General features: G+C 41.8%; 13 protein-coding genes. 6 read left to right on the plus strand and 7 right to left on the minus strand.

The genetic code is table 11. The features are described 5' to 3' along the window. Positions 1 to 227 precede the first annotated feature (227 nt). Together fhuB and ACHUET_RS12955 are read right to left on the minus strand one after the other, a co-directional pair. Positions 228 to 2,198, minus strand: a complete 1,971-nt coding sequence (gene fhuB, locus ACHUET_RS12950) for a Fe(3+)-hydroxamate ABC transporter permease FhuB (protein WP_394213360.1) — start codon at positions 2,196 to 2,198, stop codon at positions 228 to 230. Beyond that, on the minus strand, positions 2,195 to 3,178 hold the full coding sequence (locus ACHUET_RS12955) for an ABC transporter substrate-binding protein (RefSeq protein WP_394213362.1): 984 nt from the start codon (positions 3,176 to 3,178) through the stop codon (positions 2,195 to 2,197). The genes fhuB and ACHUET_RS12955 overlap by 4 nt, the downstream gene beginning before the upstream one ends. A 241-nt stretch (positions 3,179 to 3,419) precedes the next feature. Between ACHUET_RS12955 and ACHUET_RS12960 the strand changes: the two genes are divergently transcribed. Further along, positions 3,420 to 3,593 (plus strand): hypothetical protein, encoded by a 174-nt coding sequence (locus tag ACHUET_RS12960; protein WP_394213364.1) that lies wholly within the window; start codon positions 3,420 to 3,422, stop codon positions 3,591 to 3,593. A 73-nt stretch (positions 3,594 to 3,666) separates the two neighbouring features. Here ACHUET_RS12960 and ACHUET_RS12965 read toward each other — a convergent pair whose 3' ends face one another. Further along, positions 3,667 to 4,170: a GNAT family N-acetyltransferase gene (locus ACHUET_RS12965; protein WP_394213366.1), complete on the minus strand. Its 504-nt coding sequence runs from the start codon at positions 4,168 to 4,170 to the stop codon at positions 3,667 to 3,669. Between the two features lie 332 nt (positions 4,171 to 4,502). Between ACHUET_RS12965 and ACHUET_RS12970 the strand changes: the two genes are divergently transcribed. The 4 genes from ACHUET_RS12970 to ACHUET_RS12985 all read left to right on the plus strand — a co-directional run bounded on the left by ACHUET_RS12970 (position 4,503) and on the right by ACHUET_RS12985 (position 6,785). Further along, the gene (locus tag ACHUET_RS12970; RefSeq protein WP_394213368.1) at positions 4,503 to 4,739 is read left to right on the plus strand and encodes a hypothetical protein; all 237 of its coding nucleotides are present in this window, start codon (positions 4,503 to 4,505) and stop codon (positions 4,737 to 4,739) included. Then, on the plus strand, positions 4,739 to 4,882 hold the full coding sequence (locus tag ACHUET_RS12975) for a hypothetical protein (RefSeq protein WP_394213370.1): 144 nt from the start codon (positions 4,739 to 4,741) through the stop codon (positions 4,880 to 4,882). The genes ACHUET_RS12970 and ACHUET_RS12975 overlap by 1 nt, the downstream gene beginning before the upstream one ends. 111 nt (positions 4,883 to 4,993) lie before the next feature. Next, complete coding sequence (locus tag ACHUET_RS12980; RefSeq protein ID WP_394213372.1) at positions 4,994 to 6,328, plus strand: ATP-binding protein; 1,335 nt, start codon at positions 4,994 to 4,996, stop codon at positions 6,326 to 6,328. Between the two features lie 187 nt (positions 6,329 to 6,515). After that, positions 6,516 to 6,785 carry a hypothetical protein gene (locus ACHUET_RS12985; RefSeq protein WP_394213374.1) on the plus strand — a complete coding sequence of 90 codons (270 nt, stop codon included), beginning with the start codon at positions 6,516 to 6,518 and terminating at the stop codon, positions 6,783 to 6,785. Here ACHUET_RS12985 and ACHUET_RS12990 read toward each other — a convergent pair. The 4 genes from ACHUET_RS12990 to ACHUET_RS13005 all read right to left on the minus strand — a co-directional run bounded on the left by ACHUET_RS12990 (position 6,752) and on the right by ACHUET_RS13005 (position 9,132). After that, positions 6,752 to 7,315, minus strand: a complete 564-nt coding sequence (locus ACHUET_RS12990) for a transposase (RefSeq protein ID WP_394213376.1) — start codon at positions 7,313 to 7,315, stop codon at positions 6,752 to 6,754. The two genes, ACHUET_RS12985 and ACHUET_RS12990, sit on opposite strands and share 34 nt — an antisense overlap. Then, positions 7,290 to 7,595 carry an IS630 transposase-related protein gene (locus ACHUET_RS12995; RefSeq protein WP_075103765.1) on the minus strand — a complete coding sequence of 102 codons (306 nt, stop codon included), beginning with the start codon at positions 7,593 to 7,595 and terminating at the stop codon, positions 7,290 to 7,292. Before ACHUET_RS12995 ends, ACHUET_RS12990 begins: the two co-directional genes overlap by 26 nt. Before the next feature lie 693 nt (positions 7,596 to 8,288). Next, a complete protein-coding gene (locus tag ACHUET_RS13000) occupies positions 8,289 to 8,852 on the minus strand; it encodes a transposase (RefSeq protein WP_394213378.1) in 564 nt (187 codons plus the stop codon). Next, complete coding sequence (locus ACHUET_RS13005) at positions 8,827 to 9,132, minus strand: IS630 transposase-related protein (RefSeq protein ID WP_394213380.1); 306 nt, start codon at positions 9,130 to 9,132, stop codon at positions 8,827 to 8,829. Before ACHUET_RS13005 ends, ACHUET_RS13000 begins: the two co-directional genes overlap by 26 nt. A 294-nt stretch (positions 9,133 to 9,426) precedes the next feature. Between ACHUET_RS13005 and ACHUET_RS13010 the strand changes: the two genes are divergently transcribed. Then, a complete protein-coding gene (locus ACHUET_RS13010; RefSeq protein ID WP_394213382.1) occupies positions 9,427 to 11,220 on the plus strand; it encodes a ShlB/FhaC/HecB family hemolysin secretion/activation protein in 1,794 nt (597 codons plus the stop codon). Positions 11,221 to 11,483: the final 263 nt, after the last annotated feature.

Consider the following 11,483-nt stretch of genomic DNA (forward strand, 5'->3'; position numbering starts at 1 on the left):
CATTTGCCTACGTGTCTGATCGGTGAGCTTGAGTATTTGATGAAATTGCATGAATGAATAGGGCGCGAGCTGACCGATTCGATGAAAAAAGGAATGAGCATGCAACAATATCAACGCATAGTATGATAAAGCCATGATGAACCAATGCCTAATCAACACTCATAGAAGCGTGAATGACGTTAAATAGACACCTCTTTATAGAGTAGTATTATAAGTAGTGGTGTGAATCACGCTTTGATACGGCGCATCAGGTATAAGAAGTACGCACCACCAATAATAGCGGCAATGGTGCCAGCCGGTATCTCGTAAGGAAATATGATATAACGCCCAAGCCAATCCGCCAGCACCATTAATGCGGCACCTAAAATAGCCGCCAGTGGCAATTGGCGCTTGAGCTGAACCGCGCCGAGCGTCGTGGCAAGATGTGGAATCATTAGACCAATAAAACTAAGCGGACCGACTGCCAATGTTGATATGGTACTAAGCGCTGCCACTAAGATTAATATCAAGCTTTGAAACAGCCTTAAAGAGACACCAAGCTCACGCGCTATCCCGCTGCCTAAGCTCAGTATCTCTAGTGGTTTTATCAGCATAAAACTCAATAAAAAAAGTAACAGGGCGAATATCACAAGTAGCCATGCAGTCTCAGGGCTGGCCAGATAAGTGGAGCCCGATAGCCAACTGAGAACCGCTTGCAAGCGCTGATCTCCAGATATTTTGACCAGACTTAACAAACCACCCATCAAGGCAGCAATCGCCACGCCAACCAACAGCAAATAGGCAGGATTTATTCTACGAGCCAGCCATAATATCAAGCTGAGCACAATCGCTGCGCCCAATAATCCTGACAGCACAATGCCTGCGTAGCCAAAACTGGGCAAGAACACAAAGGCCAATATCACGCCGATTGCAGAACCTGAGCTGATGCCCAGTACCTCAGGACTGGCCATAGGGTTGCGCGTCAAGGTTTGCAGCAGTACGCCCGCAGTCGCTAGCATCACGCCAGTGGCAGCCGCGCTCAGGGTGCGAGGCAGTCTAAAATCAACAATCAAACTCCATACGGCATTCAATTGCCAACCATTTGCTGTGGCAGTGAAGACAAGTATGCCGACAATTAGTAGAATTAAGGTGACACTCCAGAGAAGTAAATGCGGTTCGCGGCGTTCTGAAATAAGCGTTGGGCTAATCTCATCTTTATGAGGCTGGCTTTGGGTTACGATTAGCCATATAACCAATGGCGCGCCAAGTAAGGCGGTCATCGCATCAGCAGGAATGTTTAGGCTTAGGTAATGCTGTAGTATCGTGGTGACATTGCTGGTCACCCACAGCAGAAGCGCCCCAAATCCATAGCCCAAGAGCAGACGGTAACCGATATGTCTGACAGAAAATACGTTGACGAGGGTAGCGGCACCCAGTCCGATAAAACCAATAGGTCCTACACGGCTTACGACAAGGGCCGTTAATATCGCCACCAATCCCACTACCAGTCCTCGAATAAGATTGATAGGTATGCCCAAACTTTTTGCCTGCCTATCGTCTAGGCTCATGATTTCTAGCGGCTTTAACAAGGGCATTAAACTGATAAAGGCGACCACACTGGCAATGGTTAATACAATAGACACTTGCCAATTGTTTTGCGTGAGGCTGCCAGCTGCCCATACCATGACATTTAAGGATTCTTCGGCATAATAAATCATCAATAAGGCGGCGATAGCACCCAATAAGATATTGGTGACCAACCCTCCTAACACCAGTACCAGAGGATTCATGCGACTTGGTGCGGCAAGGATGAATACAATTGCCATGCTGCTAATGGCCCCAATAAAGGCAACCCAAAAGCTGCCTCCTAGATTGAAACTAGGGAAAAATAATGTCACAAGTAGCAGTGACATATTTGCGCCACTGCCCACTGCCAATGTTGTGTCTGACGCCAGCGTGTTTTTTACCAACTGTTGTAGCAAGACACTAACTAAGCCTAAAAGGCCACCTGCAGTTGATGCCACGATCATGGTCGGCACGATTTGCAGTTGGATACTCATATCCGAAAGCGACAAGTCAAATGACGGAGTGAACAGCTCTATGAATGGTAGATTCCATAACTGATGTATGACAGCGTAACTGCTGACTACTGCCATCACTATCAAAAAAGTAACTATCAAATAAAGGCGGTTAATAGACAAAACATTGTTTTTCATCATAAGTCGGTATTGCCTACAAGAGTGGCATTCATTAATCGATCGGCCAAGACATTCATAGAAGCCACGCCACTATTGTTCCAAGTGGCCGGTAGTAGGGTTAGACAGCGACCTTTATCGGCAGATTTTGGATTATCTTTAAACGAGTATCCCAAGCGTTGCCATACCAAGCTGGATTCTAGCTCCAGCTTAAGTAGATCACCGATAGGTTCTACGACTACCAAGCAAGTATCGTCATCGAGCTGTGCCAAATCCCCTAGCATAATGGGCGCAAAGCCCCATTGGTTGCCATCTGCGAAAGCCACCAGTTCTAACCCCATGGCGTTTAGTGCTGGCTGAAACAAGCTGTTGTATGAAAACATACGCAAATTATTGGTATCAGCAAATTGGACTACCGCCAGTTTTTTGATATGAGGATAGCGCGTATGAAACGTATGACCTGCTTGTGTTATTTGACTTTTACTCTGGTCAAGATAGTGTTGTGCCGCTTGAGGCTGATGAATAGAGCGACCCAACTCTAACGTGGGCTCTATAAAGTCTTCCCATTTAGCAACTCTATTTAGACTGCTCAGCTCAATAGAGTGAATGGGCAGGTCGCCATACATAGGACGCAAATGCTCATAAAATCCGGTGTCTATCACCACATCTAGATCGAGCTGAGAGAACATTTCGGGATTGGGCTGATAGCGAGTACCCACGTCGTATGTGGTAGCAGGGATAATAGGTTTGCCAACCCATTCTTTATAAAAAGGCTTATCACCCATTGCCACTGGCGGGTAGCCCATGGCGGTGAGTGTCGCAGCGATGCCCCAATCTGGTGTCATTACCTTAGAAGGCGATTGTACCGACAGGGGCTGCGTTAAGGTGTTTTGCGTCTCTAGGGCAGGCGCGGGCGAGGTGGCATCAGATGAGTGACAACTACTCAACACTAAGCCTAAGCATACTGTCACAAACAGATGGATGGAGAGAGACATTGCTTTCATATAACGGCTACTTGTTGACTAACATCAGGGTGAGTACGCAGCGTAGCGCTTACCCAACTTATAGAATGTAAAACCTGTTTTTGTATGGTGTTTGAGACATTATCCATATAGCGAAGCAGACCTTGTGCCACGCCCAAATTGTTCATGTACATCATACTGAGCCGTCTAAAGTAAATGAAGCATTCTAAATAAAAATCACTCAAAAATGCAAATGATTTTCATTTTTATTTGAAAAGTTGGTATGAATGGTCTAGGTTATGGCAGCGATGGTGACAGTGATAGTAGTGTGACTCGAGCAGACATTACAGGTATTGCGGGTAATAAAGACATCACCACGGACAATCGCGCAGAGTATGCAGACAGCACGAGAAAAATTTCATGCCCTTGCAGACACAATATATGGAGCAAACATTAATGTCGCGACGGGTTATGTGGCTTTTTGCATTTAGGTATAATACCGAAGTAAGCTATCTTAGAAACTATCCGTGTTATTCATTTTTAGCTTTCCGAATTCTTGCCATCTGATAGGCATTGACATACTCGCCGTTGCGATAAGCATAATCCACCATCTCACCTTCTATCACAAAGCCCAAGCTTTTATATAAACCGATGGCTCCGGTGTTATCGGTATAAGTGATAATTTCAATACGTCTTATATCCAACCAATTATCAGCCAAATCCAGCGCTGCGTTTATAAGCGCTCTGCCGACACCTTTGCCTTGTGCTGCCGTTTTTACACTGACCCCAAAGCTTGCGACATGGCGTTGACGCTTTGATGTCATAGTCTGAAGCCCGAGACTTCCCACCACTTCACCCTCAATTTCAGCCACTAACATATACATATTGTCAGGTATATCCGCCAGTCGCTTGCGCCATAGGGTCTTGGAAGGCATAGGCAGCTGCAAAGTATTTGCATATAAAGCCTCATCGGCATGAATGGCTTGCAACGCGTCTGCATCTTCTGGCTCGGCATGACGTATTTCAATTTTCATTGTATTTATCCTTACAGACGAATCATTGTGTAATTAGTATGTTGGCTAGTATCAACATTGGTAATGAGGCAAGCATCACACTTGTTATCAACATTCCAAATATCCAACCCTTAATTCAGCCTGATTGTTAGCCATTTACTATAAAAACTCAAGGTCTTACTAAGGTGCTTAATGCTCAAGTAAGGCTTCACTATTACAAAGTGTTAATTATATTGTAGAAACACTTATTTTAATCGATAATAGTCTACTAAAATAATGTATTTATAACCAAGTTTTTTGGTTGCGTTTCATAGAAAATCTAATTTATGGATATCTTTTACAGGAAAAGCTAAATGTCTAACCTCAGATTGGTAGTAGCAGGATTTGCGACACTTATATTTATGAGTATAGGTTGCAGTAATAGAGAGTCTAACAGTGCTAATGAGGTGAAAGAAAACCCATCAGAAGCCATAGCAAAGCAAATTCCAGAAGAAGTAGAAATGCGTGGAGTCTTTAAGAGAAGCTTTGAATACATGAGCTGGATGCAAATGGCAAAGTCTACTATGTGGCAGATCCCAAGCAGCTTTTAATGAAAGACTCAAATAAAATTAGTCAAGACAGCTATTATAAGTCGTTTGAAACTTGCGTGGTCGGAGTGATCGGCTCTGAAGGTGGTTACGGACCTACTGGCAAGTACGAAGATGAAATTACTATTAGCAAAATCTGTGTATGAAGAAGGATACAGTCACAAAAAATCTGAAAGTTAATGAACAGATTATACGTCAGCAAGAAGCCGTTATTTGCTAGATTTATGTGTGTGAATTTTAAGGGATATCGAAAAATCTTGATTTATAAAATTATCTCAAACAAGTATTTGCGTATAGCATTATTTTTTTTAGTAATTCAGCAAATCATTGTAGCGTCCTCAACGTATTTTATTGCTCGACTTGCACAAAGTTTTGCTGACAATGGGCCTTTACTTCCTTATATGCTGCTGTTTGCCGCCTCTTTGGTGATCGTTTATGTGCCTGCGTATTTCTGTGTCACCAATACGGAGCGCGCTAAGTACGACGCTCATAAGCTATACAACGACACTTTCCATACTGTTTTTTTAGGCAAGACCTATTTGTTATCCAGCGACGAGTTACAGAGTACGGCAACGACAACGACAACACTCGCTCAGGAGAGTAACTACACGCTTGAGACCGTCATTGATAGTATCTTTGACATTTCAGCGTTGGTTCTTAACGTCTTATTTAACGTGCTCGTTATTGCTTGGTTTTTAGATGGTACATTATTGCTTGGTTATGCAGTAGGTATTGTTTTTGCTTCTACGTTTGTACATTTCAGACGACATGCTTTAAAAACCGCTGCCAAAACAGATCAGCAATCACGGTTGAGCTTAACCGCTAAACTTTTTGACAGTTGGGATAACGTTGTTATTTTCAACAAGCATAATTACACGCTCTATAATAATATCGTTCAAAAAAGCTTTGCGACCGCAAAGAATAATAGTGTCAAATCCACATCCATTCAGCACATTAATTCAAGCTTAGGCATGATCATACTCATGCTACCTGTTTTTGTGATCACTGGCTTTATTTTTAATAAAAATTGGAGTGATGCCGCGACGATGGCGGTGCTAATTGCCACGCTGCCAAGACAAATTCAGCTATTGCAAATGTGCTATGCATTGATTGGTTACCATACCAGTATTGGCGTTATTAAAACGATGCTAGATGGTATTTTGAATGTTTTACAACCTACTACTGTTGATTTAGATACCTACATTCAAGCGGACCAAATACGTGTGAAGCAAACAGGAGAGATTTTTGATTCAACACAGTTGCCAAAGAAAGGTAGGGTAACGCTGATTGGTAGTAATGGTGTTGGTAAGTCTTGTATGTTACTCAAACTAAAAGACCACTACCAAGAACGAGCGTACTATTTGCCTGCCAAGCACAATTTGTATTTCAATTACAAAACAGATCAAACCCATAAAGGCTCAACAGGACAACAACTCATCAAGCAAATTCAAGAAATTAGAGAGGACGACCAAAGTATAGTTGTCATGCTTGATGAATGGGATGCCCATTTGGATAAAGAGAATACCCAAATCATAGACCACTATCTTGATGAGCTTGCTCAAACAAGACTTGTTATGGATGTTAGACATTGAGTTGAAAGTCTCTTGATCCGCTCGATAGATACACTATGAAGTACACTACCGTTATCTCAATAACTCAAACTATTGATACCATTACATACAGCTTAATGTTCAAGGCCTCACTAGAGAGCCGAACTGATGAAAGCGAAAGTATGCCATTTTGAGTAAGATGGTTTGGTCAGAATAGGAAGAGTAATACATGAAGAAACTAGCTCCTTTCTCAGAAATGATTGGTACTGCCAATCCAATAATAAATTCAAAAGAATTTCCAAGTGTAAGAACTAAAGTTAACAAACTATCAAGTGCTGATGCAGATACTATCTATAAATATTTGATAAATGGCATAGAAGTAGTAGAATTTCTATCGCCTGAGCTAGATATCATTGATAGTAAAGTTGCTGTGCGAACTAAAGTTTTTACTGATGGTTACTATAGTCACTGCACTACAAAAGAGTTATGTTTTGGATGAATATCATAAAACAATTTAGATAAGTCATTTTCCATCCAACCTTGGCGTAAAAACTTCACTTGAGCCCACTTTTTCTCGATGGGATTTAAGTCAGGACTATAAGGAGGTAAGAATAATAGCCTGTGACCATGCCTGTTAAGCAGCTTTTGAACGCGCTTATGAAAGGCTGCATTATCCATAACGATTACACATTTTCTCTTAAGCTTTGGTATCAGCGTGAACTTGCACCAGTGATAGAAAATCTTTTTATTAATGTTGGTCTTTAAGCAATCGAGTGCAAACAGCGTTTTGCCATATAGTGCACCAATGACGTTGGTTCGATCTTTGGCTTGCCAATTGTAACTGCCAATGCAGGGGCTACCAATGGGTGCATAACCACAAGGACGCATCGTTTCACTCTCAAACCCACTTTCGTCCATATAGACAATAGCAAAGCCTTGAGCAATGTAGTGGTTAAGCTTGGCTAGATAAGTCGCTCTTTTCACAGGACAGGCTTTGGGATGCTCAAGTGTCTTTTTTTTTGCTAACACCAATACGCTTTAAGGCTTTACTGATGCCTGTTGGGCTACAATCAAAACGCTGTGCTCGCTCATAGTGATAATCGTCAGGGTGGTCTTTGACATCTTGAGCTAAGGCTTCATCCTCTATTTTGTAGGGCTTAATATATCGAGTGGTTTTACTATGAAGACGCTTTTTCCACTTCTGGATAGTCGTTGGACTGATATCATAGAAAACAGCAGCTTCGGCAAAGGTCATGCCCTCATCTAAGCTTTTTAAAACTTGTTTGCGATAATCTAGGGAGTAAGTCATGGTCATTTATACTGGTAATCGTTTAGTTAATTTATTTTGTAACATTTTTGTGGTCAGGCGACTATATCTCTGGACGATGATGATTCCACATTTAGTAAAAAATTATAAAGTGTCGTTACCAGAAGAGTTTATGCATTATTTAAGAAAACAGAATAAGTATGCCAATCAATATGGTAGTGATCGTATAACACAAATACTGGACAGTCTGGAAGGTAAAAAAAATGATAGTTATATGAAGTTTAGTGATAATTAATAATTAACCTATTTTGAGTACTTTAGCATTCATCTTCCATAAGAAACATTGTAGGAATATGTTCCCATAATGATGTTAAATCACTACCTTTTCACCATCCAAAATAGATGGTAAGAAACCGCAAAAATCCTCTGTTGTTCTCATAATGAACGCTATAGTAAATGATTTGATACAAAAAAACTTAATTCATAGCAGATAGTTTTTCATCTGTAAACAGCATCATATGTACAAAAAACCGTAATAGGGGCGAGTATTGCCATCTGTTCGTTTGATCTCTAAAATTTCGACTAGCAATATTAATACAAATAATATTTGTCGAGTTATTAAATTGCTGCTGAATATCTAAGCAACCAGTAGATGATTTGATTTTTACCAGTACTGCTTTTTTACTACTCATTAGAAAATGCTTCAACTTCCATCTTCTATTAATATAACTATAGTCAATGCACTACAAAAGAGTTATGTTTTGGATGAATATCATAAAACAATTTAGATAAGTCATTTTCCATCCAACCTTGGCGTAAAAACTTCACTTGAGCCCACTTTTTCTCGATGGGATTTAAGTCAGGACTATAAGGAGGTAAGAATAATAGCCTGTGACCATGCCTGTTAAGCAGCTTTTGAACGCGCTTATGAAAGGCTGCATTATCCATAACGATTACACATTTTCTCTTAAGCTTTGGTATCAGCGTGAACTTGCACCAGTGATAGAAAATCTTTTTATTAATGTTGGTCTTTAAGCAATCGAGTGCAAACAGCGTTTTGCCATATAGTGCACCAATGACGTTGGTTCGATCTTTGGCTTGCCAATTGTAACTGCCAATGCAGGGGCTACCAATGGGTGCATAACCACAAGGACGCATCGTTTCACTCTCAAACCCACTTTCGTCCATATAGACAATAGCAAAGCCTTGAGCAATGTAGTGGTTAAGCTTGGCTAGATAAGTCGCTCTTTTCACAGGACAGGCTTTGGGATGCTCAAGTGTCTTTTTTTTTGCTAACACCAATACGCTTTAAGGCTTTACTGATGCCTGTTGGGCTACAATCAAAACGCTGTGCTCGCTCATAGTGATAATCGTCAGGGTGGTCTTTGACATCTTGAGCTAAGGCTTCATCCTCTATTTTGTAGGGCTTAATATATCGAGTGGTTTTACTATGAAGACGCTTTTTCCACTTCTGGATAGTCGTTGGACTGATATCATAGAAAACAGCAGCTTCAGCAAAGGTCATGCACTCATCTAAGCTTTTTAAGACTTGTTTGCGATAATCTAGGGAGTAAGTCATGGTTATTTATTGTGGTAATCGTTTAGTTGATTTATTTTATAACATTTTTGTGGTCAGGTGACTATATCTTCTTCCTCTCTCTCTCCCTTTGATGCTATCGTAGAATAGAGAAACCGTAAATATCTTAATATGAGTAATAGACATATAGCCTTAACCATCTTTATATAAAATGTATCTACTTGATATGAGTTTATTCTAAAAAATCATATCAAAACAATGAGCTAATGAATACAAAACAGCTTGCATTGAACATCAGTCGGTAGCATAATCCACCATTATAAAAATGGTGGACTTATGTATACAGATATTTCAAAAGCGCGTATCACAAATCGCGCGTTGAGTGTTTTATCACTTAGTGTGGCTAGTATTATGGTTACTATGAGCGCTCATGCCATTACACCGGAACAATACCAAGAGCAGCGTAGTGAAGCCTTAAAACAGCAGCAATTGGTCAAGCCCAATGTCAATATAAATACTGATACGTATCAACAAGCACCGTCTGCTCCTATCGTATCAGCCAGCCCTCAGAGTACTGATCCCGCCTCAACCGCTTGTTTCGACATCAATCATATTTACCTAACAGGTGAGCTGAACGACAAGTTCGCCTTTGCTTTAACGCCTTATACGACAGGCAGTGGTTCTTTACTAGGCAGTTGCCTGTCCGCCAATGACATCAATCAGCTGGTCACCAATGTCCAAAACCGTATTATTGAAAAAGGCTATGTCACCAGCCGCGTCTTGGTAGAAAACCAAAACCTCAAGTCAGGCAACCTATTCCTAACCCTCATTCCTGGTCGTATTGATCAGATTGTTGCCACCGATGTTCAATCTACTCGCCCTATCTATATCGATAACAGTGGTAACCCTGCCAACTTTGCTCCTGCCATGCCAATGAAGTCTGGTGATCTGCTCAATGTACGCGACATCGAGCAGGCGCTAGAGAACTTTAAACGCGTGCCGACCGCTGACGCCGATTTCTCTATTGCACCCAGTAGTCGTATGACAACACCTGGCTATAGTGATATTCAGGTTAAATGGCAACAGGACAAGCGCTGGCGTCTGTCTGCAACCGTAGATGATTCAGGTCAAGACAGCACAGGCGTCTATCAAGGCAATGTCACGCTATCACTCGACAACCCAACGTGGCACAACGACTTGTTATACCTCTCTTACAACCATAACTTAGATGGTGGCGGCGATGGCGAGGATAATGGTAGCTGGGGCTACAACATCGGTTATGTGTTGCCCATCGATAACACCCAATTAACCTTGACCCATAGTGGTTACAACTACGATCAAACGGTCGCTGGTGTCAATCAAGATTACGTCTATAGCGGCGAGTCTTACAACACCGACGTGCTCGTTAACCATTTGGTGCATCGTGATAATCACAGCAAAACCTATCTAAAAGCGGGCGGTTTTGCCAAGCAGCAAAGCAACTTTATCGATGATACCGAGGTTGAGGTACAAAAGCGCCGTACCGCAGGCTACCAAGCAGGGGTAGGCTACGAGACGGTCATTGGTAAAACCCAATGGGTTGGCGATGTGATGTATCAACGCGGTACGGGTGCATTTGACGCCATCGACCCGCCTGAGGCGTTATTTAATGAAGGCAGTGCGCGCGCAGGTATCGTAAAGGTTGGTGTAGATGTCAACCAGCCCATTCAAGTCGATGATCAAGCCTTAAATTATCATGCGACCTTCAAAGGTCAGTATGCCACTGAGGCACTGGTACCCAATGATCGTTTGAGCATTGGTGGTCGTTATAGTGTGCGCGGTTTCGATGGTGAGCGCAGCTTGAGCGGGGATCATGGTGCCATCTTAAGACAAGAGCTGAGTGCTTATATTGGGGACAAGCCACATGCCGTTTATGCAGGCGTCGATGCAGGGTACGTGACGCTTGATAATGATGAGCAAGATGATTTGCTGCTTGGTCATCATTTGGTTGGCGGCGTCGTCGGGGTAAAAGGCTATGTCACCCCGTTTAGAACCAGTTATGACGTATTTGCCGGTTATCCACTGGCCCAGCCTGACAATTTTAGTGACAAGGAATGGGTCACTGGCTTTAGCCTAGGATGGCAGTACTAGGGCGTGTCATCAATTATCCCATTAAATCATTTAGCGATCTTAAACTGGCTAAATCTTGTCAAACGTCGTCAAAAACTTTGCGAATATACCTATATTCTCTGCAGTTTTTTCCTTGTTTGACTACAATTTATCTCATTTTAAGCCTCGCTATCTAAATGATGACACGCCCTAGGTCATATCGTCATCAAAATTATATTTGCTATCAAACCTATTTAATAAACTGTATTTCGAATTTCATAAACCGTATCTCAAAGGACATCACC

The sequence above is a fragment of the Psychrobacter piscatorii genome (assembly GCF_043641605.1).
Classification (GTDB): domain Bacteria; phylum Pseudomonadota; class Gammaproteobacteria; order Pseudomonadales; family Moraxellaceae; genus Psychrobacter; species Psychrobacter piscatorii_C.